At 67.1% G+C, this 26,685-nt stretch carries 27 protein-coding genes; 19 read left to right on the forward strand and 8 right to left on the reverse strand.

Going from position 1 to position 26,685, the window contains the following annotated elements; genetic code table 11:
• The 6 genes from AOZ49_RS04390 (at position 1) to AOZ49_RS04415 (ending at position 6,471) form a co-directional block, all read left to right on the forward strand.
• Positions 1–363, forward strand: coding sequence for an antibiotic biosynthesis monooxygenase family protein (locus tag AOZ49_RS04390; protein ID WP_054474469.1), 363 nt, complete (start codon positions 1–3; stop codon positions 361–363).
• 52 nt (positions 364–415) lie between these two features.
• The gene (locus tag AOZ49_RS04395) at positions 416–1,357 is read left to right on the forward strand and encodes a LysR substrate-binding domain-containing protein (protein ID WP_054430709.1); all 942 of its coding nucleotides are present in this window, start codon (positions 416–418) and stop codon (positions 1,355–1,357) included.
• Between the two features lie 266 nt (positions 1,358–1,623).
• Complete coding sequence (locus AOZ49_RS04400; protein WP_054474470.1) at positions 1,624–2,787, forward strand: ABC transporter substrate-binding protein; 1,164 nt, start codon at positions 1,624–1,626, stop codon at positions 2,785–2,787.
• 143 nt (positions 2,788–2,930) lie between these two features.
• Entirely contained in the window at positions 2,931–3,803 is an 873-nt protein-coding gene (locus AOZ49_RS04405) for a branched-chain amino acid ABC transporter permease (RefSeq protein ID WP_054430711.1), read from the forward strand.
• Positions 3,804–3,806: 3 nt separating this feature from the next.
• The gene (locus AOZ49_RS04410; protein ID WP_054474471.1) at positions 3,807–5,732 is read left to right on the forward strand and encodes a branched-chain amino acid ABC transporter ATP-binding protein/permease; all 1,926 of its coding nucleotides are present in this window, start codon (positions 3,807–3,809) and stop codon (positions 5,730–5,732) included.
• A 16-nt stretch (positions 5,733–5,748) separates the two neighbouring features.
• A complete protein-coding gene (locus AOZ49_RS04415; protein WP_054430713.1) occupies positions 5,749–6,471 on the forward strand; it encodes an ABC transporter ATP-binding protein in 723 nt (240 codons plus the stop codon).
• A 481-nt stretch (positions 6,472–6,952) separates the two neighbouring features.
• Here the strand turns inward: AOZ49_RS04415 and AOZ49_RS04420 are convergent, their stop codons facing one another.
• The 3 genes from AOZ49_RS04420 to AOZ49_RS04430 form a co-directional block, all read right to left on the reverse strand.
• Positions 6,953–7,381 (reverse strand): organic hydroperoxide resistance protein, encoded by a 429-nt coding sequence (locus AOZ49_RS04420; protein ID WP_054430714.1) that lies wholly within the window; start codon positions 7,379–7,381, stop codon positions 6,953–6,955.
• A 152-nt stretch (positions 7,382–7,533) separates the two neighbouring features.
• A complete protein-coding gene (locus AOZ49_RS04425) occupies positions 7,534–7,995 on the reverse strand; it encodes a MarR family winged helix-turn-helix transcriptional regulator (protein WP_054474472.1) in 462 nt (153 codons plus the stop codon).
• A gap of 79 nt (positions 7,996–8,074) precedes the next feature.
• The gene (locus tag AOZ49_RS04430; protein WP_054430716.1) at positions 8,075–8,956 is read right to left on the reverse strand and encodes an AraC family transcriptional regulator; all 882 of its coding nucleotides are present in this window, start codon (positions 8,954–8,956) and stop codon (positions 8,075–8,077) included.
• A 178-nt stretch (positions 8,957–9,134) separates the two neighbouring features.
• Here AOZ49_RS04430 and AOZ49_RS04435 point away from each other — a divergent pair, with 178 nt between their 5' ends.
• On the forward strand, positions 9,135–9,890 hold the full coding sequence (locus tag AOZ49_RS04435) for an SDR family NAD(P)-dependent oxidoreductase (protein ID WP_054430717.1): 756 nt from the start codon (positions 9,135–9,137) through the stop codon (positions 9,888–9,890).
• 36 nt (positions 9,891–9,926) lie between these two features.
• Here AOZ49_RS04435 and AOZ49_RS04440 read toward each other — a convergent pair whose 3' ends face one another.
• Positions 9,927–10,634 carry a Crp/Fnr family transcriptional regulator gene (locus AOZ49_RS04440; RefSeq protein ID WP_054430718.1) on the reverse strand — a complete coding sequence of 236 codons (708 nt, stop codon included), beginning with the start codon at positions 10,632–10,634 and terminating at the stop codon, positions 9,927–9,929.
• A 169-nt stretch (positions 10,635–10,803) separates the two neighbouring features.
• Between AOZ49_RS04440 and AOZ49_RS04445 the strand changes: the two genes are divergently transcribed.
• The 7 genes from AOZ49_RS04445 (at position 10,804) to AOZ49_RS04475 (ending at position 19,332) form a co-directional block, all read left to right on the forward strand.
• Positions 10,804–12,780: an AMP-dependent synthetase/ligase gene (locus AOZ49_RS04445; RefSeq protein WP_054474473.1), complete on the forward strand. Its 1,977-nt coding sequence runs from the start codon at positions 10,804–10,806 to the stop codon at positions 12,778–12,780.
• A 5-nt stretch (positions 12,781–12,785) separates the two neighbouring features.
• Positions 12,786–13,583, forward strand: a complete 798-nt coding sequence (locus tag AOZ49_RS04450; protein ID WP_054474474.1) for an ABC transporter ATP-binding protein — start codon at positions 12,786–12,788, stop codon at positions 13,581–13,583.
• Between the two features lie 12 nt (positions 13,584–13,595).
• Positions 13,596–14,525, forward strand: coding sequence for a branched-chain amino acid ABC transporter permease (locus AOZ49_RS04455; RefSeq protein WP_054431090.1), 930 nt, complete (start codon positions 13,596–13,598; stop codon positions 14,523–14,525).
• A 23-nt stretch (positions 14,526–14,548) separates the two neighbouring features.
• Positions 14,549–15,613, forward strand: coding sequence for a branched-chain amino acid ABC transporter permease (locus AOZ49_RS04460; RefSeq protein WP_006389832.1), 1,065 nt, complete (start codon positions 14,549–14,551; stop codon positions 15,611–15,613).
• Between the two features lie 126 nt (positions 15,614–15,739).
• Entirely contained in the window at positions 15,740–17,080 is a 1,341-nt protein-coding gene (locus AOZ49_RS04465; protein WP_082380318.1) for an ABC transporter substrate-binding protein, read from the forward strand.
• A gap of 58 nt (positions 17,081–17,138) precedes the next feature.
• Positions 17,139–17,981 carry an ABC transporter ATP-binding protein gene (locus AOZ49_RS04470; protein WP_054474475.1) on the forward strand — a complete coding sequence of 281 codons (843 nt, stop codon included), beginning with the start codon at positions 17,139–17,141 and terminating at the stop codon, positions 17,979–17,981.
• Between the two features lie 82 nt (positions 17,982–18,063).
• Positions 18,064–19,332 carry a phenylacetate--CoA ligase family protein gene (locus AOZ49_RS04475; RefSeq protein WP_054474476.1) on the forward strand — a complete coding sequence of 423 codons (1,269 nt, stop codon included), beginning with the start codon at positions 18,064–18,066 and terminating at the stop codon, positions 19,330–19,332.
• Between the two features lie 70 nt (positions 19,333–19,402).
• Here the strand turns inward: AOZ49_RS04475 and AOZ49_RS04480 are convergent, their stop codons facing one another.
• From AOZ49_RS04480 to AOZ49_RS04495, 4 genes are read right to left on the reverse strand one after another with little or no spacing between them, the layout of a single operon-like run.
• Positions 19,403–20,641, reverse strand: coding sequence for an NAD(P)/FAD-dependent oxidoreductase (locus AOZ49_RS04480; protein WP_054430723.1), 1,239 nt, complete (start codon positions 20,639–20,641; stop codon positions 19,403–19,405).
• Positions 20,642–20,654: 13 nt separating this feature from the next.
• Positions 20,655–21,092, reverse strand: coding sequence for a YeeE/YedE family protein (locus AOZ49_RS04485; protein WP_054474477.1), 438 nt, complete (start codon positions 21,090–21,092; stop codon positions 20,655–20,657).
• 1 nt (position 21,093) lies between these two features.
• On the reverse strand, positions 21,094–21,525 hold the full coding sequence (locus tag AOZ49_RS04490; protein WP_054431092.1) for a YeeE/YedE family protein: 432 nt from the start codon (positions 21,523–21,525) through the stop codon (positions 21,094–21,096).
• Positions 21,519–21,857, reverse strand: coding sequence for an ArsR/SmtB family transcription factor (locus AOZ49_RS04495; RefSeq protein ID WP_054474478.1), 339 nt, complete (start codon positions 21,855–21,857; stop codon positions 21,519–21,521). Before AOZ49_RS04495 ends, AOZ49_RS04490 begins: the two co-directional genes overlap by 7 nt.
• Positions 21,858–21,983: 126 nt before the next feature.
• On the opposite strand from AOZ49_RS04495, the gene AOZ49_RS04500 reads away from it, so the two are divergent.
• From AOZ49_RS04500 to nhaA, 5 genes are all read left to right on the forward strand, one after another.
• Positions 21,984–22,847 carry an MBL fold metallo-hydrolase gene (locus tag AOZ49_RS04500; protein ID WP_054474479.1) on the forward strand — a complete coding sequence of 288 codons (864 nt, stop codon included), beginning with the start codon at positions 21,984–21,986 and terminating at the stop codon, positions 22,845–22,847.
• Positions 22,848–22,947: 100 nt separating this feature from the next.
• Entirely contained in the window at positions 22,948–24,414 is a 1,467-nt protein-coding gene (gene pap / locus AOZ49_RS04505) for a polyphosphate:AMP phosphotransferase (protein ID WP_054474480.1), read from the forward strand.
• Between the two features lie 19 nt (positions 24,415–24,433).
• Complete coding sequence (locus tag AOZ49_RS04510; RefSeq protein WP_054430727.1) at positions 24,434–24,883, forward strand: GNAT family N-acetyltransferase; 450 nt, start codon at positions 24,434–24,436, stop codon at positions 24,881–24,883.
• Positions 24,880–25,344 carry an HIT family protein gene (locus AOZ49_RS04515; RefSeq protein ID WP_054474481.1) on the forward strand — a complete coding sequence of 155 codons (465 nt, stop codon included), beginning with the start codon at positions 24,880–24,882 and terminating at the stop codon, positions 25,342–25,344. The genes AOZ49_RS04510 and AOZ49_RS04515 overlap by 4 nt, the downstream gene beginning before the upstream one ends.
• A 109-nt stretch (positions 25,345–25,453) precedes the next feature.
• The gene (gene nhaA / locus AOZ49_RS04520) at positions 25,454–26,674 is read left to right on the forward strand and encodes a Na+/H+ antiporter NhaA (protein WP_054474482.1); all 1,221 of its coding nucleotides are present in this window, start codon (positions 25,454–25,456) and stop codon (positions 26,672–26,674) included.
• Positions 26,675–26,685: the final 11 nt, after the last annotated feature.

Genomic DNA, 26,685 nt, shown 5'->3' on the forward strand with positions numbered 1-26,685 from the left:
ATGCCCGACGCCGCCTGTCCGGCCGGCCCCGCCCACGCGGGGCCGGCGCGCTACACCGCCACCTTCATCTTCGCCAAGAAGCAGTTCGACGACGACTTCCACCGCCTCGACCAGGCCATCGCCACGGCGGCGCGGACCACCCCGGGCTACCTGGGCGAGGAAGCCTGGGAAGATCCCGCGCGCGGCCTGTACGCCAATGTCTACTACTGGGAATCGCTTGAAGCCCTGGAAGCCCTGATCCGCCACCCTGCCCACCAGCAGGCCAAGGCCGCGCAGTCGCGCTGGCTGGACGGCTACCGGGTGGTCATCGCCCAGGTGCTAAGGGAATACGGGGACGGACTGCCGAGCCCAGCACTTTTATAATCGCCGGGTTGCCACTCTTTCGTCGGGCGCATGGCCGGCCCGCCAGACGATCATGCGCGGACCCTCTCCCTCCAAAGACGTGCGCCTGCCGCCGCTGGCCGCCATCCAGGCCTTCGAGGCGGCCGCCCGGCTCGGCTCGTTCGAGCGCGCCAGCGAAGAACTGTTCGTTACCGCCAGCGCCATCGGCAAGCGCATCGCCGCGCTGGAGGCACAACTGGATGTCACCCTGTTCATCCGCAGCAGCCGCGGCGCCACCCTGAGCGCCGCCGGGCGCGAATACCTGGAACAGGTGCGCACGGCGCTCGACCTGCTGTCGGACGCCTCGCTGCACAAGCGCGGCGAACCCAAGCTGGAACCCCTGCGGGTCGTGTCCACGCCCACCTTCGCCCGCCAGGTGCTGATCCCCGCCCTGCCCGGCTTCACCGCCGCCCATCCGGACGTCGAGCTGGAGATCATGCTGTCCATTCCCTACCTGGACATCATGCCACCCAACGCCGATGTCTGGATCCGTTTCGGCAGCGGCAAGTACCCCGGCCTGCATGCCCGCCCCCTGACCAGCGACCCCGTGTTCGCCGTGTGCTCGCCGGCCTATCGCGACGCCCATGGCCCGTTCGAACGCCCCCAGGACCTGGCGCGCGCCGCGCTGCTGCGCTGCCCGATGGAGCCCTGGCGCCCGTGGCTGGGCGCGGCGGGACTGGACTGGCCCGAGCCCGCCCGCGGCGTCTGGCTGGTCGACCTGGGCATGATGCTGGCGGCGGCCCGCGCCGGCCAGGGCATCGCCCTGACCCGCCGCACGCTCGCCGCCGAATGGCTCGACGAGGGCAAATTGCTGCGCGTGCTCGACATCGAGACCCCGGGTGAATCGCAGTACCACCTGTGCACCGAAATCTCGCGCCCGCCCGGCGGCGCGGCCCAAGCGTTTTCCCTATGGCTGGCCGAGGTCTGCGAACGCGCATCCCAATGGCCACGCGGCCTGCCGGCCAAGCCGGAATAAATTTCCAGCCCCGGGCGGAAGGAAATTCCGCGCACCATGGCGCATCGCTGGCTAGGATGCGCCGAACATGGCCGCGCCCGGCACGCAACTCGTGCGCCCGTACTAGGTATTTACGCGGAAAAACCCCGCGCGGTCAGATTCGCGTAAGCGATTAAGCAGACAGTCACAACACGCAACACAGGAGCGCGCCACCAACCTCTTTCCTCGCCGCCTGGCGCCGGCACACGGTTTTCCACGCAGTTCTACTAATTACAACGGAGACATCCATGGATTTTCGTTTGAAGCTGCTTGCAGGAACCCTTGCTTTTGCCGTATCGGCCGCGGGCTACGCCGCCGACCCCATCAAGATCGGCGTGGCCGGTCCCTACACCGGGGGCTCGTCCTCCATGGGCGTCAGCATGCGCGACGGCGTGCGCCTGGCCATCGAGGAAATCAACAAGGGCGGCGGCGTGCTCGGCCGGCAACTGGTCGCGGTGGAGCGTGACGACGAAGCCAAGAACGAGCGCGGCGTGCAGATCGCCCAGGAGCTGATCAACAAGGAACAGGTCACGGCCACGGTCGGCTACATCAACACCGGCGTGGCGCTGGCCTCGCAGCGCTTCTACCAGGACGCCAAGATCCCGGTGTTCAACAACGTCGCCACCGGCAGCGTCATCACGCACCAGTTCAAGGCGCCGGAATACCCGGACAACTACGTGTTCCGCAACGCGGCGCACGACAGCATCCAGGCGCCGATGATCGTCGAAGAGGCCGTGACCCGCCGCGGCTTCAAGAAGGTCGCGATCCTGGCCGACTCCACCAACTACGGCCAGCTCGGCCGCGAGGACCTGGAAAAGGCCCTGGACGCCAAGGGCATCAAGCCGGTGGCCGTCGAGAAATTCAACATCAAGGACGTCGACATGACGGCCCAGCTGCTCAAGGCCAAGGCCGCGGGCGCCGAAGCCGTGCTGACCTACGGCATCGGCCCCGAACTGGCGCAGATCGCCAACGGCATGGCCAAGCTGGGCTGGAAGGTGCCGATCATCGGCAGCTGGACGCTGTCGATGGCCAACTACATCGACAACTCCGGCGCCAACGGCGAAGGCGCGCGCATGCCGCAGACCTTCATCCAGGACCCGGACACGCCCAAGCGCAAGGCCTTCATCGACGCCTACCTGGCCAAGTTCAAGCCCAAGAACAACCGCATCGACTCGCCGGTGTCGGCGGCCCAGGGCTATGACTCGATCTTCCTGCTGGCCGCGACCATCAAGCAGGCCAACTCCACGGACGGCCCGAAGATCCGTGAAGCGCTCGAGAACCTGCAGACGCCCGTCGAAGGCGTGGTGATGACCTACAACAAGCCCTTCACCCACGACAACCACGACGCCATCAGCGCGAAGGAAGTGGTCATCGGCGAGGTCAAGGGCGGCCGCGTGGTCAAGGCCAACTAAGTTCGTCCGCAGCAATGCGGCGGCGGCTGCCCGGCCGCCGCCGCCGGCGTTCCCGCGCGCGGGGACGCCGGCATGCAGTCGCCTGACAACAGCGTTCTGCCCAAGGGGGTTGGGACGGAACACAGCGCCTCACGACACATACCATGATTCTTCTACAGCTTATCTATAGCGGTATCGCGCTAGGCATGATCTATGCCGTCATCGCGTTCGGGTACCAGCTCACCTTCGCCACATCCGGCACCCTGAACTTCGGCCAGGGCGAAGCCCTGATGCTGGGCGCGCTGGTCGGGCTCACGCTGGTCGGACTGGGCGTGAACTACTGGGTCATGATCCCCATCGTCTGCATCTTCGGCTTCGCGCAAGGCGTGCTGGTCGAGCGGGTCGGCGTGCGGCCGGCCATCAAGACCCGGTCGGAATTCGGCTGGATCATGGCCACCATCGCGCTGGGCATCATCTTCAAGAACGTGGCCGAGAACATCTGGGGCCGCGACGACCTGCGCTTTCCCTCGCCGCTGCCCGAGGCGCCGATCGAGGTGCTGGGCGCCAACGTGCTGCCGATGGAACTGCTGGTGGTGTTCGGCGCGCTGGCCATGATGCTGCTGGTGGAAGTGTTCAACCGCAAGTCCATCTACGGCAAGGCCTTCGTCGCCACGTCCAATGACCGCGACGCCGCCGGCCTGATGGGCATCAACACCGGCATGGTGATCACGTTTTCGTATGCCCTGTCGTCGCTGACCGCCGCCTTCGCGGGCGTGCTGGTGGCGCCGCTGACGCTGACCGGCGCCACCATGGGCGCGGTGCTGGGCCTGAAGGCCTTCGCGGTCGCCATCATCGGCGGCCTGTCCAGCGGCATGGGCGTGGTGGTGGGCGGGCTGATCCTGGGGATCGCCGAAACCACGACCGGCTTCTATCTTTCGACGGGGTACAAAGACGTGCCGGGACTGGTCCTGCTGCTGCTCGTACTGACCTTCAAGCCCGCCGGCCTGTTCGGCAAGACCGCGATCAAGAAGGTGTAAGCGATGAAACCCCTGCACCTTCTGCTATCCATCGTGGCCGTGGCCTGCCTGGCCGCCGTGCCGCTGGGCGTGACCAACACGTATTACCTGCACCTGATCGAAACCATCATGATCTATTCGATCCTGCTGTTCGGGCTCGATATCGTGGTGGGCTATACCGGCCAGGTGTCGCTGGGCCACGCCGGCCTGTTCGGCATCGGCTCCTACGCGGCCGGCGTGCTGTTCTTCCATCTGCAGATGCCGATCTGGGTAACGCTGCCGGCGGCCATCCTGATCGCGGCGGCATTCGGCGCGGTGCTGGCGTTGCCGGCGCTGCGGGTCACCGGGCCGTACCTGGCGATGGTGACGCTGGCGTTCGGCACCATCATCCAGATCCTGATCAACGAGATGACCTTCATGACCGAAGGCCCGCTCGGCATCAAGATCCCCAAGCCGTCGATCGGCGGGCACATCCTGACCAAGAGCGAATACTTCTGGCTGGTGGCGGCGTTGCTGGTGCTGTCGCTGATCGTGGTGCACCGTATCCTCAAGTCGCACCTGGGCCGCTCGTTCGAGGCCCTGCGCGACAGCCCGATCGCGTCGGACTGCATGGGCGTGTCGGTCTACCGGCACAAGGTATTCGCCTTCGTCATCAGCGCCGGCTTCGCCGGCCTGGCGGGCGCGCTGTACTCGTATTCCGAGCAGTACATCTCGCCCAACACCTACAACTTCGAACTGACCATCCTGTTCCTGCTGGCCATCATCATGGGCGGACGCAAGAGCCGCACCGGCGCGCTGCTGGGCGCGTCGATCATCGTGCTGCTGCCCAAGATGCTGGACGACATCGGCACCTTCCGCCTGATCGCGCTGGGCGTGGCGATCCTGGTGACGGTGGGCAGCGCCATCGCCATCTCCAAGGGCCGCACCGAGGCCCGCCGGGTGGCGGTGCCGGTGGTCGGCACCATCCTGCTGGCGATCTTCTCGTACTGGCTGGACGCGGTGACCGACTGGCGCCTGACGATCTTCGGCGCCATGATCCTGTTCGTCGTGTACTACCTGCCCGACGGCATCGTCGGCTTCGTGCGCAACCTGTTCTTCTCGACCCGCCGCGCGGCGCTGTCGGTCAAGAAGGACCTGGTCAAGGAGCAGGAGGCGGTCGTGCCTGAAAGCGCCCAAGGCCAGGGCGAAACCCTGCTGACGGCCAAACAGGTGCTGATGCAGTTCGGCGGCCTGAAGGCGCTGAACCAGGTCGACCTGACCGTCAAGCGCGGCACCATCCACGGGCTGATCGGGCCGAACGGCTCGGGCAAGAGCACCATGATGAACGTGCTGACCGGCATCTACGTGCCGACGGCCGGCTCGGTGGAATTCTCGGGCAAGTCGCTGGTGGGCCTGGCGCCGGCCGACATCGCCGCCTCGGGCATCGCCCGCACGTTCCAGAACGTGCAGCTGTTCGGCGAGATGACGGCGCTGGAGAACGTGCTGGTGGGCCTGCACCACACCTTCACCACCGGCCTGGCGGGCATCGCGCTGCGCACGCCGAAGTGGAAGGGCGAGGAACAAGGCGCCCGCGCCCGCGCGCTGGCGCTGCTGGAGTTCGTCGGCCTGGAAGGCATGGCGAACGAGGAGGCGCGCAACCTGCCCTACGGCAAGCAGCGCCTGCTGGAGATCGCCCGCGCGCTGGCGCTGGATCCGCAGCTGCTGTTGCTGGACGAACCGGCGGCCGGCCTGACGGCGCCCGACATCGTCGAGCTGCTGGCCATCATCCGCAAGGTGCGCGACCACGGCATCACGCTGATCCTGATCGAGCACCACATGGATGTGGTGATGGGAGTGTGCGACACCGTGTCGGTGCTGGACTTCGGCCAGAAGATCGCCGAGGGGCTGCCCAACGAAGTGCAGAGCAACGCCAAGGTTATCGAGGCGTATCTGGGCGGCGCGCCCGCCTGACGCCAAGGACGACAACATGCTATCGATCAAGAATCTGGAAGCGGGCTACGGGAAGGTGAAGGTGCTGCACGGCATCAGCATGGAGGTCCCGAAGGCCAAGGTGGTGACGTTGATCGGCTCGAACGGAGCCGGCAAGACGACGACGATGCGGGCGCTGTCGGGGATGATCCGACCGACGGCGGGCGAGGTCACGCTGGGGGGCAAGCGCATCGACGGATTGGAGTCGCATCGGATCGCGCGGCTGGGGTTGGCGCATTCGCCGGAAGGACGGCGGGTGTTTCCGACGCTGTCGGTGACCGACAACCTGCTGCTGGGCGCGTTTCCGCGCCTGACGGGGAGCCGGCCCAAGGGCGACGTGCAGGCGGATCTGGGGCGGGCGATGGATCTGTTTCCTCGCCTGAAGGAGCGGCGCGATCAGCTGGCCGGGACGCTGTCGGGCGGCGAGCAGCAGATGCTGGCGATGGCGCGGGCAGTGATGCTGAATCCGGAGCTGGTGCTGCTGGATGAGCCGTCGATGGGGTTGGCGCCGATTCTGGTGGAGGAGGTTTTCCGGATCATTGCGCGGCTCAAGGACGAAGGGGTGACGATGTTGCTGGTCGAGCAGTTTGCGGCGGCGGCGTTGAATGTCGCGGATTATGGGTATGTGTTGGAGAACGGGCGAATTTCTGTGCATGGAAGTGCGGAGAAGTTGAAGCATGATCCGGCTGTGGTGGCGGCTTATCTTGGGGGGTCGCACTGAGTTTTTTTGCTGGCGGGGGTGAGTTCTTGAGACGCACGGCGGGGCGGCGGCCGGTGGCGGGCGGGGCTACGATTGCGGTCCGGAGCGTTCGCTCCGGACTGCCCCGTTGTCATCCTCGTACGCCTTCGGCTCCCTACGGATTCCCTCGGGCGCATCTACACGCCCCGCCCGCCACCGGCCGCCGCCCCGCCGTGCTCGCGATTACATTGGTGCCTGCGTTGCTGGGGCGGGTTGTGTGCTTGGCGTTCAGTTAACGCGCTGGCTTGACGCCAAGGATATTGCGGGGCCCGCCCAAAGGCGGCCGCGCGGGCGGCCTTTTTGGGCTTACAGGGTGTTTGTGCGTTGGCGGATGACGCTGCGCGCCGATGGAGAGCGGGGTGGTGGGTCGCCTACTCTTGGAGTGATGCGGATGAAATAAAGGCAGGATTGCACTGGGCGCAATCCTGCCTTTGTTTTTTTGCGCGCGGAACGCGCGCTTTGCTTAGACGGTGATGGTCAGGGTGACGTCGATGTTGCCGCGGGTGGCGTTCGAGTAGGGGCAGACGATGTGGGCGGCGGCGACGAGCTTTTCGGCTTCGGCGCGGTCCATGCCGGGCAGCGAGATCTTCAGTTCGGCTTCGATGCCGAAACCGGTGGGGATGGGGCCGATGCCGACCGAGCCGTCGATGGTGGCGTTGGCGGGCATGGCGATCTTGTCGCGGCCGGCGACGAACTTCATGGCGCCCATGAAGCAGGCGGAGTAGCCGACGGCGAACAGTTGCTCGGGGTTGGTGCCAGCCGCGCCGGCGCCGCCCAGTTCCTTCGGGGTGGTCAGCTTGACGTTCAGGTTGCCGTCGTCGGAGACGCCGGTGCCTTCACGGCCGCCGGTGACGTGGGCGTGGGCGCGGTACAGGACTTTTTCGATGGACATGGTGCGTTCCTTTTGGATGAAGGTGGGACTGCCAGGCTGGCGGGACCCTTCCCGCTACGGCCCTTACTAATCAAATAGCGTGCTATTTCATAGCGCACTATCTTTAACCGGGGATGACAGCAGTTGCCATCATCCGCCTCAAAGACTGCGAATCAAAGACTGTTGACCAACTTTTCCCGCAATTCGTGCAACGACTTCATGGTGCCCTGCGCCTCTTCCAGCGAGCACTGGGCCGCGGCGGCGATGGCGTGAGGCACGGCTTCGGCCTGGTTGCGCAGGTCGCGGCCTTGCCGGGTCAGGGTGACGATGACCTGGCGTTCGTCATCCTGCGCGCGGGTCCGGGTGACCAGGCCCGCCGCCTCCAGCCGCTTGAGCAGGGGCGTCAGGGTGGCCGAGTCCAGGAACAGGCGTTCGCCGATGTCGGTGACCGTGATTTCGTCGCGTTCCCACAGCACCAGCATGACCAGGTATTGCGGGTAGGTCAGATCCAGGCCACGCAGCAGCTTGCGGTACACCTTGTTCATCGCCAGCGAGGTCGAGTACAGGGCGAAACACAATTGGCTGCCTAGCAGCAGCGGGTTGAAGGCGCCTTTCGGCTGGGATCTGGATTTCATTGCGCAATATTAAATAGCGCACTATTTATCGTCAAGCTTTTTTTGGCTTTTGCTGTTCAGGGCTTGGGGCGGGCCGGCTTCAGGCGGACAGCTTGGCGGCTTCGGCGTCGCGGCCGGGGGGCAGGCCAAACATGCGGCGGTATTCGCGGGTGAACTGCTGCACGCTTTCATAGCCCACGGCAAAGGCGGCGCTGCTGGCCGACAGGCCTTCGGCGGTCATCAGGCGGCGGGCTTCGATCAAGCGCAGTTGTTTCTGGAATTGCAGGGGCGACAGCGAGGTGGCCGCGCGAAAGTGCTGATAGAACGAGGACGGGCTCATGCCGGCGGCCTCGGCGAGGCGTTCGATCGGCAAGGGTTGGGCGAAGGCGGTGCGCAGCAAGGTGACGGCGCGGGCGACACGCTGGGCATGGGCCTGCGGGCGGGCCAGATGGCGCAAGGCGGGGCCGTGGCGGCCGGCCAGCAGCCAGTAGTGCATTTCGCGCACAAGCTGGCGGTGCAGTACCGGCAAGGCGGCCGGGCGTTCGAGCAGGCGCATGAGGCGCAGCGCGGCGTCGGCCACTTCGGTGTCGGTGGGCTCCACCCGCACGCGCAGCCCCGGGGCGGCGGGCACGGGCGCCATGGCCAATGCCAGTTCGGCGAGCAGCGGCAGGTCCAGGTCCAGCACGAGGGACAGGTAGGGCTGGTCGGGGCTGGCGTGGGTGATCTGGCTGATGGTGGGAACGTCGGCGGTGATCAGCAGGGAGTCGCCCGCGGAAAAGGCGACGGCATCCGTCCCCGTCATGACGTGTTTGCTTCCTTGCAGCACCAGGCACGCCAACGGGCGCGACATGGCGTAGTCCAGGCCGCTGGGGGATGTGGCCCGGATGGTGGTCAGGCCGGGCACGGGCGTCAGCGCCACGCCCAAGGGGCCGGCATGGGCGTGGACGTAGCGGCGCACGCTATCGAGCAAGGCGTCGTTCATGCGATTCGGGCGGAAATCCGTGGCACCCGGCCATCGTAGCGGCAATCGGGTGCGCCGTCGGCGCAGTGGCAGCGGCATTGGGGAAATAGGCAAACAACGCCGCGATTCGGGCAAAGGCTTGCAACGGCCCCGGCGGCAGAATGCCCTCACCCTGTCATTCGCTTCCAAGGAGCCCCGCATGACCACGATTTCCCTCGTTACCGGCGCCAGCCGCGGCCTGGGCCGCAACACGGCCTTGAACATCGCCCGCAAAGGCGGCGACGTCATCATCACCTACCAGCAGCGCGAGGCCGAGGCGCGCGCGGTGGTCGCCGAGATTGTGGCGCTGGGCCGCCGGGCGGTGGCCTTGCAGCTGGATGCGGGCGCGACGGCCACCTTCGTGGACTTCGCGGCGCGCCTGCGTGCGGCGCTGCAGCAGACCTGGCAGCGCGAGCAGTTCGACCACCTGGTCAATAACGCCGGGCACGGCGACGTGGCGCCCATCGCCGACATGCGCGAGGACGCGTTCGACAAGCTGGTCGACGTGCACTTCAAGGGCGTGTTCTTCCTGACGCAGGCGTTGCTGCCGCTGCTAGCCGACGGCGGCCGTATCGTGAACCTGTCCAGCGGACTGACCCGCGTGTCGGCCGAGGGCTGGGCGGCCTATGCGGCGGTCAAGGGGGCCGTCGAAGTGTTGACGGTCTACCTGGCCAAGGAACTGGGTAGCCGCAAGATTGCGGTGAATGTGGTGGCGCCGGGCGCCATCGAAACCGACTTCTTTGGCGGCGCCGTGCGCGACACGCCTGCGTTCAACCGCCATTTCGCAGAGATGACTGCGCTGGGCCGGGTTGGCGTGGCGGACGATGTGGGGCCGATGATCGCCAGTCTGCTGTCGGACGATAACCGGTGGGTCAATGCGCAGCGGATCGAGGTGTCGGGCGGCCAGGGAATCTGACCGCCGCGTGGGCGGCAGGCGCCACGGCCCTGCCGCCTAGGCGACGTGCTCGCCTTCCACTGCGCTGCGGTCCGAGCCGTATTGTTTCAGGCCGTCCAGGTCCAGCACCCGCACGGCGCCGTATTCGACGTTCAACAGGCCCGCCTCTTCCAGCTTGCGCAGCGCCTGGTTGGCCCGTTGGCGCGAGACGCGGGCCAGGTAGCCGACTTCTTCCTGGGTGATGGTCAGGCGCATGCCCATACCGGGATACAGCAGCGGGTTGAAGAGTTCGGCCAGGCAGCGCGCCACGCGGGCGTCGGGGTCGAGCAGGCGGTCGTATTCGGCCTTGCCGATGAATTGCGCGACACGCTCGTTCAGCTGGTGCAGCAGGTAGCGGTTGAAGGGGATGCTGGTGTCCAGCAGCCAGTCGAAGGTGGCGGCTGGCAGGCGCGCGACGACGGAATCGCGCAGCGCCACGATGTCGTACTTGCGGACTTCGCGCTTGAGCAGCGAGCCCTCGCCGATCCAGCCGCCGGCGGGCACGCCCGTCAGCGACGCGACCTTGCCCTCGGCATTGCCCACCGACACCTTCACCAGGCCGGCCAGGACGCCGATCCACGCCTGGGCGAGTTCGCCTTTGCGCTCTATGATCGACCCGGCGGCGGCCTGCTGCACGGACAGGTCTCGCTCGACGCGCGCTTGCTGCTCGCCGTCGAGCACGCGAAACCAGGCCGCGGCAAGTTGCAGGGAGTCGGATAGCTGCATCGGGAATACCCTAAAAGTTCCTTGAATGTCGCGATGGTGACAGTTGGTAGCAACCCAACCTTATACCTTAACTCCTGCCGTAAATCTAAAACCAACTGGTCAAGCGCAACCGCTCGTGCGCCACGTCTCGTGGCTGCGGGTCCGCTGTGCCCAAACCGGAGGAGACAACGTGGCACATTCATCGCCCGCATCCGCACAGATGCCGGCGGCGCTGGATACTTTTCCGGCGCTGCTGTTCGCGCATGCCGACGTACGCGGGTCGCGGCCCGCGATACGTGAGAAAGACCTGGGTATCTGGCAGACCCTTACCTGGTCCGATGTGGCGGAGCACGTGCGCCAGGTCGCCCACGGGCTCGCGTCATTGGGCATCCAGCCCGGCATGCACGTGGCCGTGATCGGCGAAAACCGGCCGCGCCTGTACATGGCCATGATGGCCGCGCAATCGCTCGGCGCCATTCCCGTTCCGCTCTACCAGGACGCCGTGGCCCAGGAAATGGTCTACGTGCTGCAGGACGCCGAAATCAGCGTCGCCGTGGTCGAGGACCAGGAACAGGTCGACAAGATGCTGGAAGTGCGCGAGCAATGCCCCGCGCTCAAGCACGTGGTCTACGACGACCCGCGCGGCCTGCGCCACTACACCGATGCGATGCTGCTGTCGTATGACCAGCTCGAGGAAATCGGCCGCGACTACGCCGCGCAGCATCCCGACTTCTTTGCCCGCGCCGTGGCCGCGGTGCAGCCGCATGACGCGGCCGCGATGTTCTATACCTCGGGCACCACCGGCAAGCCCAAGGGCGTGGTGCTGACGCACCATGCGCTGATCGATCGCGCCCGCGCCGTGTCCGAGATGGAGAACCTGACCGACCGCGAGGACGTGCTGGCCTACCTGCCGCCGGCCTGGATCGGGCAGAACATGTTCTCGTACACGCAGCTGCTGGTCACGGGCTTCACCGTGAACCATCCGGAGTCGCCCGATACCGTGTCGATCGACATGCGCGACATCGGCCCCACCTACTACTTCGCGCCGCCGCGCGTGCTGGAAGGCCTGTTGACCCATGTGATGATCCGCATGGAAGACGCCGGCTATATCAAGCGCAAGCTGTTCCATGCCTGCATGAAGCTGGCGCGCCGCGTCGGCACCCGCATCCTGGGCGGCGAATCGGTCAACGCCTGGGACCGCCTGCGCTACGCGCTGGGCAATGTGCTGATCTACGGTCCGCTGCGCAATGCGCTGGGCATGAGCCGCGTGCGCGTGGCCTACACCGCCGGCGAGGCCATCGGCCCCGACCTGTTCGTGTTCTACCGCTCCATCGGCATCAACCTCAAGCAGCTCTACGGCTCGACCGAGACCTCGGTGTTCGTCTGCGTGCAGCCGGACGGCCAGGTGCGCGACGACACGGTCGGCCCGCCCGTGCCCGGCGTGGAGATCCGCGTGGCCGACAACGGCGAGATCCTGGTCAAGAGCCCGGGCCTGTTCAAGGAGTATTACCGCAACCCCGACGCCACCCAGGAAGCGCGCAGCGCCGACGGCTGGTTCCACACGGGCGACGCGGGCTACCTGGACACCGACGGCCAGCTCAAGATCATCGACCGCGCCAAGGACGTCGGCAAGCTGGCCGACGGCAGCCTGTTCGCGCCCAAGTACCTTGAGAACAAGCTCAAGTTCTTCCCGCACATCAAGGAAGCGGTGGCGTTCGGCGCCGGCCGCCAGGACGTGTGCGCCTTCATCAACATCGACCTGGAAGCCGTGGGCAACTGGGCCGAGCGCCGCGGCCTGCCCTACGCCGGCTATACCGACCTGGCGGGCAAGGACGAGGTCTACCAGCTCATCGCCGACTGCGTCGAGCAGGTCAATGCCGACCTGGCCACCGATCCCAAGCTGTCGGCCTCGCAGATCGGCCGCTTCCTGATCCTGCACAAGGAACTGGATCCCGATGACGACGAACTGACGCGCACCCGCAAGGTGCGGCGCGCCTTCATCGCGCAGAAGTACGGCGTGCTGATCGACGCCCTGTTCGAAGGCAAGCAGTCCCAGTACATCGAAACCGAAGTGAAGTTCGAGGACGGCCGCACCGGCAAGATCGCCGCCGACCTGAAGATCCGCCCGGTCAAGACGTTCCCCGCCATCACCGCCCGAGCCGCGTAGAGACCATGAGCAACAACGACCGCGACCAGCGCATCGGCGACGTGATGCTGGACATGCAGAACATCTCGCTGTCCTTCGGCGGCGTCAAGGCGCTGACGGACATTTCCTTCAATGTGCGCGAGCACGAGATCCGCGCCATCATCGGCCCCAACGGCGCGGGCAAGAGCTCGATGCTGAACGTCATCAACGGCGTCTACACCCCGCAGCAGGGCGGCATCGCCTTTCGCGGCGAGCGCTTCTCGCGCATGAATCCGCGCCGCGCCGCCGAAATGGGCATCGCCCGCACCTTCCAGAACCTCGCCCTGTTCAAGGGCATGAGCGTGCTGGACAACATCATGACGGGCCGCAACCTGCGCATGAAGTGCGGGCTGCTGGCGCAGGCCTTCCGCCTGGGCGCCGCCGAACGCGAAGAGATCGAGCACCGCCAGTTCGTCGAGAACATCATCGACTTCCTCGAGATCCAGGCGTATCGCAAGACGCCCGTGGGGCGTCTGCCCTACGGCCTGCAAAAGCGCGTCGACCTGGGCCGCGCGCTCGCCATGGAGCCGCGCCTGCTGCTGCTGGACGAGCCGATGGCCGGCATGAACATCGAAGAGAAGCAGGATATGAGCCGCTTCATCCTCGACGTGAACGACGAATTCGGCACCACCATCGTGCTGATCGAGCACGACATGGGCGTGGTCATGGACATCTCCGACCGCGTGGTGGTGCTGGACTACGGCAAGAAGATCGGCGACGGCAAGCCCGATGAGGTGCGCGCCAACGAAGACGTAATCAGAGCCTATCTGGGCGTGTCGCACTAAGGCGGACGAGACATGGGATTTTTTCTGGAAACCTTATTCGGCGGCCTGATGAGCGGCATGCTGTACGCCCTGATCGGCCTGGGCTTCGTGCTGATCTTCAAGGCGTCGGGCGTGTTCAACTTCGCGCAGGGCGCCATGGTGCTGGTGGCGGCGCTGTCGATGGCGCGCTTCTCGGAGTGGATACCGCGCTGGTTCGGCTTCGAAAACATGATCCTGGCCAACGTGCTGGCTTTCATCGTCAGCGCCATCATCATGTTCCTGCTGGCCGTGGCGATCGAGCGCTTCGTGCTGCGCCACCTGGTCAACCAGGAGGCCACCACCCTGCTCATGGCCACGCTGGGCATCAGCTATTTCCTCGATGGCCTGGGCCAGATCTCGTTCGGCAGCTCGGTCTATTCCATCAACGTCGGCATGCCGAAGGATCCGTTGATGATCCTGGACTCGGTGTTCGAAGGCGGCCTGCTCATCAACCTCGAAGACCTGACCGCCGCGGTCATCGCCGCATTGCTGGTGGCCGCGCTGGCGCTGTTCTTCCAGTTCACCTCCACCGGCCGTGCGCTGCGCGCCGTGGCGGATGACCACCAGGCGGCGCAGTCCATCGGCATTCCGCTGAACCGCATCTGGGTCATCGTCTGGAGCGTCGCCGGCCTGGTGGCGCTGGTGGCCGGCATCATCTGGGGCTCCAAGTTCGGCGTGCAGTTCACGCTCTCGACCGCGGCGCTACGGGCGCTGCCGGTGGTGATCCTGGGCGGCCTGACCTCGGTGCCGGGCGCCATTCTCGGCGGCCTGATCATCGGCGTGGGCGAAAAGCTGTCCGAGGTCTACCTGGGGTCGCTGGTGGGCGGCGGCATCGAAATCTGGTTCGCCTATGTGCTGGCGCTGGTGTTCCTGCTGTTCCGTCCGCAAGGGCTGTTCGGCGAGAAGATCATCGACCGCGTCTGACCACGGCCTTCTAGGATAAAAACATGTTCTATCGCGAAAACGGCCAATTCAAGACCAGCTATCGCGCCGACCAGCAGATCTTCCCGATCCGCCAGGACCGCGTCTTCATCTGGCTGCTGCTGGCGGTGGCGTTCATCGCCATCCCGGCGCTGTCCAGCGACTACCTGCTGCGCGCCATCCTGATCCCGTTCCTGATCCTGTCGCTGGCCGCCGTCGGCCTGAACATCCTGGTGGGCTATTGCGGCCAGATCTCGCTGGGCACGGGCGCCTTCATGGCGGTGGGCGCGTATGCCGCCTGGAACTTCGGCGTGCGCTTTCCCGGCATGCCGCTGATCGTCCAGATCCTGCTGGGCGGCTGCTTCGCCACCATCGTCGGCGTTATCTTCGGCATTCCCAGCCTGCGCATCCGCGGCCTGTACCTGGCCGTGGCCACGCTGGCGGCGCAGTTCTTCGTCGACTGGGCGTTCCTGCGCATCCCGTTCTTCACCAATTACTCGTCGTCGGGCAACGTCTCGGTGCCGCCGCTGACCGCCTTCGGCCTGCCGGTGCAGAGCGCGCTGGAAAAGTACCTGTTCGTGCTGATCCTGGTGGTGGTCTTCAGCCTGCTGGCCAAGAACCTGGTGCGCGGCGCCATCGGCCGCCAATGGATGGCGATCCGCGACATGGACGTGGCCGCCTCGGTCATCGGCATCCGCCCGATGTACGCCAAGCTCACCGCGTTCGCGGTCAGCTCGTTCATCGTCGGCGTGGCCGGCGCGCTGTGGGGCTACATCCACCTGGGTTCGTGGGAACCGCTGGCCTTCGACCTGACGCGTTCATTCCAGCTGCTGTTCATGGTCATCATCGGTGGCCTGGGCTCCATCATCGGCAGCTTCTTCGGCGCGGCCTTCATCGTGCTGGTGCCGGTGGCGCTGACCAACGTGCCGCACATGCTGGGCCTGTCGCTGTCGGTGGATACCGCCGCGCACGTCGAGCACATGGTGTTCGGCGCGCTGATCGTGTTCTTCCTGATCGCCGAGCCGCACGGGCTGGCGCGGTTGTGGAGCATCGGCAAGGAGAAGCTCCGCATCTGGCCCTTCCCTCACTGATTTCGCATTGATTTCTGCGGGCCCCGGCGGCACGAGCGCCGTGGCCCACATCCTGAATACCCGGCTCAAGACCGGGCCAACCCCGGTGTCCGAGGGTTTATGACCCAAACACCACGCAGGAGGTAAATGGAGATGAAGCGTCTTAACCTGAAGTTGGCGGCAGCCTTGGTGGCCGCAGCCGGCGCCGTGGGCGCCGTGGCCACGCCGGCAATGGCGGCGGAAGAGCAGTTCGTTCCGTTGCTGGTGTACCGGACCGGGTCGTTCGCGCCGCTGGGCATTCCCTGGGCCGACGGCAAGCTGGATTACCTGAAGCTGGTCAACGAACGCGACGGCGGCGTCAACGGCGTCAAGATCACCTACGAGGAATGCGAAACCGCCTACGCCACCGACCGCGGCGTGGAGTGCTACGAGCGCCTGAAGGGCAAGGGCACCGGCGCCTCGGGCTTCGACACGCAATCGACCGGCATCACCTTCGCGGTCAGCGACAAGGCCATGGTCGACAAGGTGCCGGTCGAGACGATGGGCTACGGCCTGTCGCAATCGGTCGACGGCAGCGTGTTCGAGTGGAACTTCCCGCTGCTGGGCACCTACTGGACCGCCGCCGACGTGATGATCCAGGACATCGCCAAGAAAGAAGGCGGCATGGACAAGCTCAAGGGCAAGAAGATCGCCCTGGTCTACCATGACTCGCCCTACGGCAAGGAACCGATCCCGCTGCTGCAGAAGCGCGCCGCCAAGGAAGGCTTCGAGCTGCTGCTGTATCCGGTGACCGCCCCCGGCGTGGAACAGAAGTCCACCTGGCTGCAGATCCGCCAGGCCCGCCCGGCCTATGTGCTGCTGTGGAGCGCGGGCATCATGACGCCCACCGCCATCCGCGAAGCGCAGGCCAGCGGCTACCCGCGCGACAAGATGTACGCGATCTGGTGGGCCGGCTCGGAAGGCGACGTCAAGGACCTGGGCGATGTCGCCAAGGGCTACAACGCCATCACCATCCACAACAGCGGCGCCGACCACGACAAGGTCTATGACGATCTGAAGAAGTACGTCTACGACAAGGGCCAGGGCTCGGACAAGACGGGCAAGACCACGCTCGGCACCATCGCCCACACCCGCGGCATGATGATCTCGATGCTGCAGGTCGAGGCGATCCGCACCGCGCAGGAAAAGTTCGGCAAGGGCAAGGCGCTCACGCCCGAACAGGTGCGCTGGGGCTTCGAGAACCTGAACCTGACGCAGGAACGCCTGAACCAGCTGGGCTTCGGCCAGATCATGCGTCCGGTCAAGACCTCGTGCAGCAACCACAAGGGTGACGACTGGGCCCGCATCGTGCAGTGGGACGGCGCCAAGTTCAAGGTCGCCTCGGACTGGTACCAGGCCGACAAGACCCTGCTGGACCCGATGGTGAAGGAAGCCGCGGCGAAGTACGCCAAGGAAAAGAACATCACGCCCCGCACTTGCGAGAACTGATGTGAACCGGCGGCCGGCGCCCCCGGGCGTCGGCCGCCACCATGCCGCAGGAACCGCCATGACCGCAGCAACGACTACCGCTACTACCGCCGACACCCCCAAGGTGCTGCTCGATGTGAACGGCATCGAGGTGATCTACAACCACGTCATCCTGGTGCTCAAGGGCGTTTCCCTGCAGGTGCCGGAAGGCCGGATCGTGGCCCTGCTGGGCGCCAACGGCGCCGGCAAGACCACCACGTTGCGCGCCATCTCGAACCTGCTCAAGGGCGAGCGCGGCGACGTCACCAAGGGCCACATCCAGTACCGCGACCAGCGCATCGAGAAGCTGTCGCCGGCCGAGCTGGTCGAGCGCGGCGTGGTGCAGGTGATGGAGGGCCGCCATTGCTTCGCCCACCTCACCATCGAAGAGAACCTGCTGACGGGCGCCTATACCCGCGACCTCGGCCGCGGCGACACCAGCGCGGCGCTGGAGCGCGTCTACCAGTATTTCCCCCGCCTGAAGCAGCGCCGCGCCAGCCAGGCCGGCTACACCTCGGGCGGCGAGCAACAGATGACCGCCATCGGCCGCGCGCTGATGGCCAACCCCAACATGATCCTGCTGGACGAGCCGTCCATGGGCCTGGCGCCGCAGATCGTCGAAGAGATCTTCGAGATCGTGCGCGACCTGAACCAGCGCGAGCGCGTCAGCTTCCTGCTGGCCGAGCAGAACACCAACATCGCGCTGCGCTATGCCGACTACGGCTACATCCTGGAGAACGGCCGCGTGATGATGGACGGCGCCGCGAAGGACCTGGCCCAGAACGAGGACGTGAAAGAGTTCTACCTGGGCATTTCCAGCGGCGAGCGCAAGAGTTTCCGCGACAACAAGTTCTACCGCCGCCGCAAACGCTGGCTGGCCTGATCCCTGGAGCGGCGACGCCGGCGCGGTCCGGTGCGCCGCCGGCAACGACACCGCAGTACGGCACACGAGAGGGTGCGATCCCATGTCCGAGTTTTTCGATGTCCTGGAAACCCGAGCGCCCGAGCAACGCGAGCGCGAGCTGATGGCGGCCCTGCCCGGCGCCATCGCCCGCGCCATCGCCCGAGCGCCGGCCATTGCCGAGCAGCTGCGCGGCATCGACCCCGCCACGGTCACCTCGCGCGCCGCGCTGGCGCACCTGCCAGTGCTGCGCAAGCACGAGCTGCTGGAGCGCCAGCAGCACAGCCGCGAGCAGGCCGCGCAACCGGCCGGCCCGCAGAAGGCCTTCGGCGGCTTCTCGGCCATCGGCTGGGGCGAAGCCATGCGCGTGTTCGCCTCGCCCGGCCCGATCTATGAACCCGAAAGCGCGCGCGCCGACTACTGGCGCTTTGCCCGCGCGCTGTACGCCGCGGGCTTTCGCGCCGGCGAGCTGGCCTATAACTGCTTTTCCTATCACTTCACGCCGGCCGGCTCGATGATGGAGACCGCCGCGCACGCCGTCGGCTGCACCGTGTTCCCCGGCGGCACCGGCCAGACGGAGCAGCAGGTGCGCGCGATCCAGGACCTGGCGCCCAGCGGCTACACCGGCACGCCCAGCTTCCTGAAAATCATCCTGGAAAAGGCCGACGAGCTCGGCGTGAAACTGGATTCGCTGCGCCGCGCGCTGGTCTCCGGCGAAGCCTTCCCGCCGTCGCTGCGCGACTGGCTGGCGGCGCGCGGCATCGAGGGCTACCAAGCCTACGGCAGCGCCGACCTCGGCATGATCGCGTTCGAGACGCCGGCCCGCCAGGGCCTGGTGTTGGGCGAGGACATCATCGTCGAGATCGTGCGTCCCGGCACCGGCGAACCGGTGCCCGACGGCGAGGTCGGCGAAGTCGTGGTCACCACGCTCAATCCCGACTACCCGCTGGTGCGCTTCGGCACCGGCGACCTGTCGGCGGTCATGCCCGGCATCTCGCCCTGCGGCCGCACCAACACCCGCATCAAGGGCTGGATGGGGCGCGCCGACCAGACCACCAAGGTGCGCGGCATGTTCGTGCATCCCTCGCAGGTGGCCGACGTGGTGCGCCGCCATCCCGAGATCCTGCGGGCGCGGCTGGTCATCAGCGGCACCACGGGGTCGGACAAGATGGTGCTGCGGGTGGAGTCGCGCGTGCGCGGCGAAGACCTGGGCGCGCGCATCGCCGAATCGGTGCGCGACGTGACCAAGCTGCGCAGCGACGTGGAATGGGCCGAGGCCGGCGCCCTGCCGAACGACGGCAAGGTCATCGACGACATCCGCACCTACGAATAACAAGCAAGGCGCGCGCCCGGGACCGGCAAAGCCCGGGCGCGACAGCGCCTTCCACGCGGCAACGGCGGCTTCAGTTGCCCAGCGGACGGGCCAGCCATTCGCGGCCCTTGAGCATGCCGTTCCAGTAGATCCACGGCAGCATCGTCGCCTTGAGGAACCAGGCGCTCTTGCGCGGCACCGTCGGATCCAGCGGGAACGTCGGCAGCAGCTTGCCGCCATAGCCGAACTCGGCCAGCACGATGCGGCCGCGTTCGACCGTCAGCGGGCACGAACCGTAGCCGTCATACGTGACCGGCAGCGCATGCCCTTCGCGCACCGCCAGCAGGTTCTCGGCCACCGTGACGATCTGCTTGCGCGCCGCCGCCGCGGTCTTGGCGTTGGTGGTGCTGATGCCGTCGCCCAGCCCGAAGATGTTGTCGTAGCGCACATGGCGCAGCGTGGCCGGATCGACCTCGCACCAGCCCGCCGCGTCCGCCAGCGCGCTCTGGCGCAGAAAGTCGTGCGGCACCTGCGGCGGCACCGCGTGCAGCATGTCGAACGACTTTTCCACACGAGTGACCGCGCCCTCGGCGTCCTTGACGTCGAACCAGGCCTTGCGCGCCGGGCCGTCCACCGCCACCAGCGCCGAATTGAAGGCCAGCGAGATGCCGTAGCTCTCCACATAGCGCATCAGCGGCGGCACGAAGGTCGGCACCCCGAACAGCACCGCGCCGGCCAGGTCGAATTCGACCTCGATGCGATCCAGCACGCCGCCGCGGCGCCAGTGGTCGCAGGCCAGGTACATGGCCTTCTGCGGCGCGCCGGCGCACTTGATCGGCATCGCCGGCTGCGTGAACAGCGCCTTGCCGCCCTTCAGGCCGCGCACCAGTTCCCAGGTGTACGGCGCCAGGTCGAATCGGTAGTTGGAACTGACGCCGTTGCGGCCCAACGTGTCCGACAGCCCTTCCACCCTGTCCCAGGCCAGGCGCAGGCCCGGGCATACGATCAATTGCTGGTAGCTGACCGCGCTGCCATCGGCCAGCCGCACCTGGTTGGCCTCGGGCTCGAAACCTGCCGCCGCGGCCTGCAGCCAGGTGGCGCGGCCCGGCATCACCGAGCGGGTCGGCCGCACCGTCTTGGCGATGTCGAACGCGCCCCCGCCCACCAGCGTCCAGGCCGGCTGGTAGTAGTGCTTGTCGCTGGGCTCGATGACCGCGATGCGCAGGTCCGGACGGCGGCGCAGCAGGCTGGCGGTCACGCCGATGCCGGCCGAACCGCCTCCCACCACCACCACGTCGAAATCGCGCTGCGCCTGTGCTGCCGTCTGCATGCTTGTCTCCCGGTTATGAACCGGTCCGCGGGGGCCGGCGATTGAAATGCTGGATGATCGAAAACAGCGCCATGCCCGCCGCCATCGCGGCCACGAAGATCAGGGCCTCGCGCACGCCGGCCGCGGCCGCCACCAGCGCCGGCCCCGGGCAGAACGCCGCCAGGCCCCAGCCCGCGCCGAACGTCAGGCTGCCCAGCGCCAGGCGCGGATCGACGCGCGTCGCGGCGGGCCATTGCAGCGGGCCGCCGGACAGGCTGGCGCGGCGCCGCCGCAACCAGGCGAAGCCCACGGCCGTCACCGCCAGCGCGCCGCCCATCACCAACGCGAGCGACGGGTCCCACGGCCCCGCCAGGTCCAGAAAGCCCAGCACCTTGGCGGGGTTGGCCATGCCGGAGACGATCAGGCCCAGGCCGAATACCAGCCCCGCGACGAAAGCGAACGCGATGACCATGTCAGGCTCCGATCACGTGGCGCACGAGATAGACCATGACGAACCCCGCGGCCATGAACAACGCGGTCGCCGCCAGCGAGCGGCGCGAACCGCGCGCCAGGCCGCAGACGCCATGGCCGCTGGTGCAGCCCGAGGCGTAGCGCGTGCCGATCCCCACCAGCAGGCCCGCGGCGATCAGCCGGCCCGTGCCCGCCTCCACCACGATGGGCGGCAGCGTCGCGGCCCACTGATAGAGCCACGGCGCCAGGCCCAGGCCGACCACGAACGCCAGCCGCCAGCCGCTGTGGCGGTCCGGCGGCAGCAGGCCGCCCAGGATGCCGCTGATGCCCGCGATGCGGCCCGCCCCCAGCATCAGCAACACGGCGGCCGCGCCGATCAGCGCGCCGCCGGCAACCGCGCTCCCGGGCGTGAAAGCGGGCCAGTCGATCATGATGCGAGCGCCGCCATCGCGCGGCCGCAATACAGGCTGGACAGGGTTTTCATGACCTGGTTGACCTCGAAACTGGCCAGTTGGTAGTACACGTACTTGCCCTGGCGCCGCGTGCTCACCAGGCCCTCGTCGCGCAGCACGCCCAGCTGCTGCGACAGGGTCGGCTGGCGGATGCCGGTCAGGGATTCCAGTTCACCGACGTTGCGCTCGCCCTGCACCAGTTGGCACAGCAGCAGCAGCCGGTCTTCGTTGGCCAGCGCGTTGAGCAGCGCGCAGGCCTGGGAGGCGGATTCGCGCAGCGCGGCGACTTCGCATTCGTTCAGGGCAGTCAGCATTTGATGAGGATCAATCGGCCGGAAAGGACTTGATCATTATATTGACGGATAAACTATCCAACAATATTATTCAAATACATATATTGTTTCGTGCGCGCCGCCGCCGCACGCCCGAGGCCGCCGCCCATGACCCCGCAGATCCAAGCCTTTTTCGACCCGGCCACCGCCACCGTCACCTACGTGGTGCACGAGCCCGCGCCCGGCGGCGCCTGTGCCATCATCGACTCGGTGCTGGACTACGACCCCAAGTCCGGCCGCACCAGCACCGCCAGCGCCGACCGGGTCGCCGCCTACGTCCGCGAACACGGCCTGCGCACCGAATGGCTGCTCGAGACCCACGCGCATGCCGATCACCTGTCGGCCGCCCCCTACCTGCAGCGCGCGCTGGGCGGCGTCATCGCCATCGGCCAGAGCATCCGCACGGTGCAGGGCGTGTTCAAGAAAATCTTCAACCTCGAGCCGCAGTTCCAGCTCGACGGCTCGCAGTTCGGCCGCCTGTTCGCCGACGGCGAAACGTTCTCGATCGGCGCGCTCACGGCCAGCGCCATGCACGTGCCCGGCCACACCCCCGCCGACATGGCCTACCGCATCGGCGACGCGGTCTTCGTCGGCGACACCCTGTTCATGCCCGACGTCGGCACCGCGCGCTGCGACTTTCCCGGCGGCGACGCCCACCAGTTGTTCCGCTCCATCCGGCATCTGCTGAGCCTGCCCGACGACACCCGCCTCTACGTGTGCCACGACTATCCGCCGGCTGGCCGCGAGGCCGCGTGGCAGACCACCGTGGCCGAGCAGCGCCGCGCCAACATCCACGTGCGCGACGGCGTCACCGAAGACGACTTCGTCGCCATGCGCACGCGGCGCGACGCCACCTTGTCCATGCCCACGCTGATCCTGCCGGCCATCCAGGTCAACATCCGCGCCGGCCACTTCCCGCCGCCGGAAGACAACGGCGTGCGCTACCTGAAGATCCCGGTCGACGCCCTCTAGCCGGCGTCCACAAGGGTTCCGCCGGCCGCGCACTTGCGCGCCGCCGGGATATCCCGCAAGATCGGCCGGTCACAAGATCGCCGATCCCACGGAATCCCTCATGTTCGCCGAAGCCGAAGCCGACCCAGTCCTGTCCAAGGAAGCCTTCAAACCGCTGGAGGCCAAGCTGCGCGTCGCGCTGCTGAACGCCCAATACCAGCGCCTGCAGAAGGCCGAGAAATCCCTGCTGGTGGTGGTGGCCGGCATCGACGGCGCCGGCAAGGGCGCCACGGTCAACCTGCTCAACGAGTGGATGGACCCGCGCCACATCAAGACGCTGGCCTATGGTCCCCCGGAAGGCGACGAACTCGAACGCCCGCCCATGTGGCGCTACTGGAAAGACCTGCCGCCCAAGGGCAGCACCGGCATCGTCTTCGGCTCCTGGTACACGCCGCTGATCCGCGAAGCCGCGCGCAAGCATCCCAACCAGGACAGCATCGAGGCGCAGTCCGTCGCCATCCGCCGCTTCGAGGCCATGCTGGCCGCCGAAGGCGTGCAGATCCTCAAGCTCTGGTTCCACCTGTCATCGGACGCCCAGCGGGCGCGGGCCAAGCGCCTGCTGGCCAGTCCCGAGACCTCCTGGCAGGTCAGCCCGATCGACCTCAAGGTGCACAAGAAATACGACCGCATCCGCAACAGCGGCCAGGTCGTCATCAACCACACCGACAGTGGCCACGCGCCCTGGGTGGTGATCCCCAGCGCCGACGAGAACATGCGCGCCGCGCGCACCGCCGAAGCCGTGCTGGCCGCCATGCGCCAGAACCGCGTGCCGCGCATCCCGGCCTCGTTCGTGGCCCATACCGGCCCCGCCCGCATCCTTGACCGGCTCGGCCAGCTGGACTACGACGCCAAGCTCGACCGCGAAGATTACGAATCCGAACTGGGCCTGCTGCAGGGCCGGCTGGCGCGCGCCGCCCGCTCCAGGAAATTCCAGGAACGCTCGCTGGTGCTGGTGTTCGAAGGCCAGGACGCCGCCGGCAAGGGCGGCGCCATCCGGCGCATCACGCATGCGCTGGACGCGCGCCAGTTCGACATCACCCCGGTGGCCGCGCCCAACAGCTACGAGCTGTCGCGCCCCTACCTGTGGCGCTTCTGGCGCCACGTGCCGCGCCAGGGCCGCATCGCCATCTTCGACCGCTCCTGGTACGGCCGGGTACTGGTCGAGCGCGTCGAGAAAATCACCCCGCCCGCCCACTGGCGCCGCGCCTACGCCGAGATCAACGACTTCGAGGCGCAACTGGCCGGCAGCGGCGCGCTGGTGCTGAAGTTCTGGCTGGCGGTCACCGCCGACGTGCAGCTCGAACGCTTCAAGGACCGCGAGAAATCGCCCTTCAAGAACTTCAAGATCACGCCCGACGACTGGCGCAACCGCGACAAGTGGAAGGAATACGCCGCGGCCACCAACGAAATGCTGGCGCGCACCGATGTCCAGCATGCGCCGTGGCATCTGGTCTCGGCCAACGACAAGCGCTACGCTCGCCTTCAGGTGCTGCGGCATATCGTCGAAGCCCTGGAAAACCAACTCTGACCCGCAGGAGACCTTCCCCATGAGCTCGGCTGAAATCCGCCCCGTCGTCGCCGCCGATTTTGATGTCTGGCTGCCGCTCTGGAAGGGCTACCAGGACTTCTACCGCGTCGACATCGCCGACGCCGTCACCCGCAACACCTGGGCCCGCTTCCTCGACCCGGCCGAGCCGGTCAACGCCGCGCTGGCCTACGACAGCGGCCGCGCGGTCGGCATGGTCCACTGGATCTTCCACCGCTCGACCTGGACGGCGGGCGACTATTGCTACCTGCAGGACCTGTATGTGGATCCCGAGACGCGCGGCACCGGCGCCGGCCGCAAGCTGATCGAGCACGTCTACGCGCAGGCGGCCGCGGCCAACTGCGCTCGCGTCTACTGGCTGACCCACGAAACCAACGCCACCGCCATGCAGCTGTACGACCGCATCGCCGACCGTTCCGGCTTCATCCAATACCGCAAGGTGCTGCCTTGAGCGCGCGCGACCCCGACTGTCCGCTGTGCCAGACCGACGGCGGCACGCTGCTGTGGCGCGGGCCGCACCTGCGCCTGATCGAGGTCGACGACCCCGACTACCCCGGCTTCACCCGCGTCATCTGGAACGCCCACCTGGCCGAGATGACCAGCCTGTCGACCCACGGCCGCGACCTGCTGATGCGCGCCGTGTACGTGGTCGAGGAAGCGCAGCAATCGATCCTGGCGCCCGACAAGATCAATCTGGCATCGCTCGGCAACATGGTGCCGCACCTGCACTGGCACGTGATTCCGCGCTGGCGCGGCGACCGCCATTTCCCCGACCCGATCTGGGCGCCGCCGCGCATCGCCGCCGGCGCCGAACCGGCCGAATGGACCGACCGCCAGGCCCGCGTGCGGGCGCTGCTGCCGCGCTATCGCAACCGGCTGGTCGAGGCCATGAACGCGTTGCTGTGGCATTGATCCCGAAAGGCCAAATCCTATAGAAATCAAGGCCTTCCATCCGGCGGGGCATGCTTAATTCAGGTAAAATTCAGGTTTTACGCTGTACGCAGCACCCAAGGAGTGAATCTTGACCCTGCAGGCCTCGCCCCCGTCCCGGCCCGTCTCTTTCCTGCAGGCGTTCCTGCGTTCCGAAGCCCTCGGCGGCTACGTCCTCATGCTGGCGGCGGTGGTCGCCCTGATCGTCGCCAATAGTCCCCTGGCGGCCGGATATTTCAACATCCTCGGCACCAAGCTGGGCTTCCAGGTCGGGCCGGTGATGCTCAAGGAATCGGTGCTGCACTGGATCAACGACGGCCTGATGGCGGTGTTCTTCCTGCTGGTCGGCCTGGAGATCAAGCGCGAGGTGCTGGACGGCCAGCTGCGCGGCGTCGCCCGCATCGTGCTGCCGGGCATCGCCGCCGTGGGCGGCATGGCCATGCCGGCGCTGATCTACGTGCTGCTCAACCTGGGCAGCCCCGAGACCCTGCGCGGCTGGGCCATTCCCGCCGCCACCGACATCGCCTTCGCGCTGGGCATCCTGGCCCTGCTGGGCAGCCGCGTGCCGACCTCGCTGAAGGTGTTCCTGACGGCGCTGGCGATCCTGGACGACCTGGGCGCCATCGTCATCATTGCGCTGTTCTATACCTCTGAGCTGAACCTGTTCGCGCTGGCCATGGCCGGCGCGCTGCTGGCCTGCCTGTTCTGCCTGAACCGGGCCGGCGTGCTGCGCCTGACGCCCTACCTGCTGATCGGCGCGGTGCTGTGGTACTTCGTGCTGAAGTCCGGCGTGCATGCCACGCTCGCGGGCGTGGCGCTGGCGCTGACCATTCCGCTGCGCCCCCAGAACCAGGGCCGCGCGGGCGAGCATTCGCCGCTGCATGCGCTGGAACATGCGCTGCACAAGCCCGTGGCGCTGCTGATCGTGCCGCTGTTCGGCTTCGCCAACGCCGGCGTGTCGTTCGCCGGCATGGGCCTGTCGAGCCTGGCGCAGCCCGTGCCGCTGGGCGTGGCGCTGGGCCTGTTCCTGGGCAAGCAGCTGGGCGTGTTCGGCTTCGCCTGGCTCGCCATCCGCACCGGCGTGGCCAGCCTGCCGCGCCACGCCAGCTTCACGCAGCTGTACGGCGTGGCCCTGCTGTGCGGCATCGGCTTCACCATGAGCCTGTTCATCGGCGCGCTGGCCTTCACCGACCCGGCGGCGGTCGACGCCACCAAGATCGGCGTCCTGACCGGCTCGCTGGCCTCGGCGGTGGTGGGTTTCCTGCTGTTGCGCGCCAGCGGCGCGGCCGAGCCGGCCAAGGCCGCCGCCTGACCCGTCGCGCC

It is taken from the genome of Achromobacter sp. 2789STDY5608615 (genome assembly GCF_001298995.1).
Taxonomy (GTDB): Bacteria; Pseudomonadota; Gammaproteobacteria; order Burkholderiales; family Burkholderiaceae_B; genus Achromobacter; species Achromobacter insuavis.